The 2652-nt window shown below is 59.5% G+C and carries 1 protein-coding gene and 1 riboswitch; the gene reads right to left on the bottom strand.

All coding sequences use genetic code 11. The annotated features are described in order from the left end of the window. The coding region (locus ACMNI9_RS11240; RefSeq protein WP_418832173.1) for a hypothetical protein at positions 1 to 2235 on the bottom strand (2235 nt) is incomplete at its 3' end. 15 nt (positions 2236 to 2250) lie between these two features. After that, a riboswitch (cobalamin riboswitch) is annotated at positions 2251 to 2445 on the bottom strand. Positions 2446 to 2652: the final 207 nt, after the last annotated feature.

Below are 2652 nucleotides of genomic sequence, written 5' to 3' on the forward strand. Positions count from 1 at the left end.
GACGGCCTGTTCCAGCTCGTCAGAAGACACGGGCTTGAGCGTATAGGCCCCCAGCTCCCTCGAGACGGTCACGCCATCGTAGGTCAAACTCGCTGAAACCTCAACCGTACGGATAGGCTCCCCTTCAAGGGAGCGCGTCACGACGCCTCGGTATCCGTTGACCTTCAAGAAATCCTCGTCGCTTGAAACGTAGGATAGCTTGTACACCTTGCCGTCCACGCCCAGCGAACGCGGTGTCGAAAACTTCACATCGCCGTCAACAGCACTCGCCTGAACGCTGCCGCCCGATGCCGCATCGACAACCTTCGCCCGTTTCAGCACGTTCGCAAGCTGCTTCTTGATATCATCGACTTCAGCGCCCGATTTTTGCTCGACCACCATATCGAAAGTCGTTCGATACGAAACACCGGGGCCGCTTCCGTAACCGGGAACCTGCAACTCGTACGTCGCCGTCAACGTAACCGACCGAGGAACCGCCGTATGCGAGAATACCGCCGTCGCAGTCTGGTTGTAATCGCCGTCAAAACCGTTCGCGATCTTCGCGACCGCCGAATCAGACGACGACCAGCTAATCGTCGCCGTCTTGGCGGATCCGACGCGCACCTCCGTAGGAAGACCTACCTTGAGGACCGACGCGGGTATCGAGCCCGTCTTGATGCCCTCGTCAAGGGAGACGTTAGCAGCTTGGCCTTCCAGATACGCAAGAACCCGAGCATCGTCCCATGCCAAAGACGATGCACGCGAAGGCGTATAGAACCCCGTCGCATCGCCAAACGTCAATGCATAGGTAGGTTTGAACTGCCGCAACACCGAATAATCGAACGAAACCGTCTTTGCATCGGGAGCCAGGAAGAAATACGTGATCGCGCCGTTATCCGAACCTTCGGAAACATCGACGGAGCCTTGCTGCTTCGGGTCGACTCCCGAGAACGCCGCAGCCGAAACGCGCGTCGACACGCCGTCGAACCCGAGTTCGGACAGGCGCGATTCAATCATGCGGTTGAGATTGGAGTCCGTACCGTACTTCGGATTCGGATAGTACCCGCGCAAGCCATCTTTTTCGAGAGCCGTGATCGCAGCGGCCACGCGAGCCTCGTTCTCCGCAGAACCGGCCGCGACCACCGCACCGACCGCTGGAGAGACGACCTCGTTGCGAGACGACGCCTCCACCTTGACGTACTTGCCAACTTCTGACGGTGTAAGCTCGAGCGAAGATCCCCGCGCTCCGGAAAGCTCGTGGAACTCGCCGTCAACCGCATCCCCGACCAACCAACGATACGCGACGCCCGATTCCACGGCAGTTCCGCTCGCGGCATCATGCGCAATGGCCGTAAGGGCGTTACCTTGCTTGGCCGTACCTTCGATCTCGACCGATGCAAGGTCTGCCTTGCCGTCTGTGACCTTGGGAGTTGACGAAGAAGACCACTTTTCGACGCCGTTGGCCAAGGTGACCTTGACGGCGAGGAACGAGCCGGCGTCGGCGTCGGCCAAAAGGTACGTCCGAGCATTTGCCCCATCAATCGGAGCGTAATTCTTGTAGCTTAAAGCGTTTGGTGCATACGAAACCTGCGTACCGCCCCGATACCACTGAAACGAAATACCAGCGTAATCGCTGACTTCAACCTCTTCCGTACCCCAACCCCAAGGATCCTCTTCTTCGACGAACGCCCATGCCTTGATCTCCAAACCCGCGCCCAACTTGGAGGGGAGGTTCATACCCGATGCGGTTTTGACGCGTACGCCGTCGACGTTTGAAACAGCCCGGGAGGAAGAGGGTTCGGAAGAGTCCGACGATGCGGTTTCCTCCAAAGAGTCCAGAGCACTGGGCTGGATGCTTCCATCCTCGTTCGACAACGCGTTCTCGGAGGGAACCGCGTCGCCAGCCAGCCCGCGATCGACCGTCGATCCTCCTCCGATCTCGAAAGGCTCGCCCGCTTCGGCATTCGAAAGGGTCTCGGTGCGGTCCGCCGAGCCCAGCGAATCCATCGGCCCAGTCGAACCGCCCTCGCTCGATTCGCCAGACCCGGCAAGAGCGCGCTCTTCAGCAACCGAAACGTGTGCACCGCCCGGCTGCGCCCAGGCGATGCCGGGAACCAGGGACACGACCAGGGCCACGGCCAGAAGTACAGCTAGAAATCTCTCCGAAACGCTTGCAACCGAAACGGCTGACAAAGGCGTGTTCGACCTCTCTCGAACGGAGCGCGTACCCACGCGCGCCAACTGAAGACCGATCATCGTCGGCACCTCTCTTCCAGGGCTTGCTGCGATGGATGGGTGTTCCGACTTCGCCTCATCTGGCTCGAACGCATGCCTGCATGTCGTCCGGCCATCAACGTTTACGGTTACTGGTATAGCGCAGGATTCTCACCCGCATTTCCCCAAACGAACATGATCCGCACGTTCGCTCGCGCCGCGCTTGGCGCAACCATCTTTGCCAATATATGCTTCGCGGTATTCTACCACGCAGGCGACAGGAGAAGGGGCAGAAGGATTCGTCGGCATTCCTTCGCGAACGCGCAAGCTAGCAGCTTTCCAAAAGCATCCGAGCAAGGCTGCGATAGCGCTCGGCCATTGCCGAGTCGGGAAGCGCCGCCACAACGGTCTTGCGAAGCTCTTCAGCTTGCTGAACCTCCGGACTTCGAGGCAAAGAAG

It is taken from the genome of Paraeggerthella sp. (genome assembly GCF_048427265.1).
In the GTDB taxonomy this organism is placed as follows: domain Bacteria; phylum Actinomycetota; class Coriobacteriia; order Coriobacteriales; family Eggerthellaceae; genus Paraeggerthella; species Paraeggerthella hominis.